The organism is Syntrophomonas sp. DTU019, from assembly GCA_913757435.1.
Taxonomy (GTDB): Bacteria; Bacillota; Syntrophomonadia; order Syntrophomonadales; family Syntrophomonadaceae; genus DTU019.
The window spans coordinates 1-1322 of sequence record CAJYDM010000014.1 but is presented as its reverse complement, the minus strand read 5'-3'; the positions used below and the strand labels follow the sequence as shown (position 1 = coordinate 1322).

Below are 1322 nucleotides of genomic sequence, written 5' to 3'. Positions count from 1 at the left end.
GCGTTGATCCAGAATCCCTTCACGCCAGAATCTTTTAACCCGATCAACCCGGCGATCAACATCTCCTCCCTGTTCAATCAATATAGGCCGATAGCCATGGTAAGCCAGGAGCCGGGCAGCAAACAAGCCTGCCGGACCGCCGCCCACGATAATTGGGGGAGTGCGCAGAGAGGCTTCACCCGGGACAGGAACCCATGGCACCAATTCCTCCAGTGGAGCAACCTGAGGATTATTTTCAATCACCACATCTTCAGGCAGTTCCACCCCCAGGGTGACATTGAAGTGCACCTCCTGGCGGCGGGCGTCCACAGCCTCGCGGAGCACCCAGACCCGACCCAGGTGATGGGCCAATAATTTCAAAACCCTGGCTGCGGCAACCCTAAGATCGCTTTCCTGATAATCCAGGGGCACTTTGACATTTTTTATTCTGATCCTCATGACTGTTCCTCAGTGCTGCTTCTTACGGTGACATTCACTATAACCCGGGCAGGAAACACAGTGATCCCCTGCGGAACCGTAAGCTCTATTTCCTGTTGGAAAGATTGGCTCTTTTCAGTCAGATCTACCATCTCCGTTGGGATAAAAGCCAGGTTATCGACTACGCTGCTTTTTCCCATAACCTTTACTGCAGCCGGTTGAGCTGACAGCTCGATCACCTCAAAACCGGGTGCTATGATACCCCCGGTGACCACCGTAACCGGCAGCTCTTTGGCGGTCTGTCGGGGGGCCACCACCGCGTGTATGCTGGCCTGGCGCGGCATAAGCTCGAAACTGCCACCTACCGACTTGCCATTAACATCCCGGGCTGACAGATTCACCATTTGGGAGGTTATATCCGCAGTCTGGCTTAAATCTATCTCTGCTACCACATGATCGATATTTCTGATAACGGCTTCCTCCCCCCTGACCAGGCATTTGTCAGGATTGACCATGATATCTAACAATTCATAGTCTGAAGGAGGGTTGCGGGTAACACGATGAGTTATGTTGAAAACACGTTCCTGCTGGCCGGCCAGAAGAACCTGCACCGTTCGTGGCTGAGGTCTGGTCAGAATGGCTCCGGTCCCCGGTTCCACCTGCACCGCAACATCATAGACCCCGGCTTCATAGCCATTGAGATCGACATAGGCCTTCACTGCGGCATTCTTTTCAATTATCCCCCACAGCTTGATGGTAACCTGCTCCGGCCCTTTAGCGTTCAAACCGGCAGGTACATTGCGATACTCCAGGGGCACCACGGCCTGGTTCTGGCCGGTAGAGGCGCTGCCCTGATTTACCACGTAAGCCCACAGCAGTATGGACATAATTACGGAGATTATTTT

Annotated in this window: 2 protein-coding genes; both read right to left on the bottom strand. The window is 53.6% G+C overall.

Features of this window, described 5'->3' with window-relative positions:
• Positions 1–438: FAD-dependent monooxygenase (locus AC15IQ_RS15305; RefSeq protein ID WP_483180359.1), on the bottom strand; the 438-nt coding region annotated here is incomplete at its 3' end.
• Positions 435–1322, bottom strand: an 888-nt coding sequence (locus AC15IQ_RS15300; RefSeq protein WP_483180357.1) for a CdaR family protein, incomplete at its 5' end; no start/stop codon positions are given. The genes AC15IQ_RS15305 and AC15IQ_RS15300, both read right to left, overlap by 4 nt.